Here is a 355-nt window from a genome sequence, read left to right as displayed (position 1 = left end):
GTTTGACGGTCAAATCATCCTTCAACGCCTGGTTGAGGGTGATGCTGAAGGTTGGATTGGCGTTTTCGAACACAGGACCGTTACCGGCGATGCTGACGGTCACGGTGTCGGTGGTGTCATTGATCTGCACCACGCCCGGTTCTTTGCTCAGTTGCAGGTCTTCGAAGACCTGGTCCTTCACGGTTGCGCTGTCGATGGTGACGCTCAGCGGGCCGCCGTCTTTGTAGACGTCATCGCCTTGGATCGGTGCGGTGTAGATCGCGCTGGTATCACCGGCTTTGACGGTAACCGTACCGCCATTGCTCAGCTTGATGGTCAAGTCGTCGGCGAGAGCTCTGTTGATGCTGACAGTGAA

General features: G+C 56.6%; 1 protein-coding gene. It reads right to left on the bottom strand.

Translation table 11 applies throughout. The features are described 5' to 3' along the window. A partial coding sequence (locus NR126_RS28565) for an immunoglobulin-like domain-containing protein (RefSeq protein WP_256832507.1) occupies window positions 1–355 on the bottom strand: 355 nt, incomplete at both ends.

Origin of the sequence: Pseudomonas sp. Pse1, assembly GCF_024519635.1 — a bacterium.
In the GTDB taxonomy this organism is placed as follows: domain Bacteria; phylum Pseudomonadota; class Gammaproteobacteria; order Pseudomonadales; family Pseudomonadaceae; genus Aquipseudomonas.
Note: the sequence above shows the minus strand (reverse complement) of the source record. Positions and strands in the feature narration are given on the sequence as shown.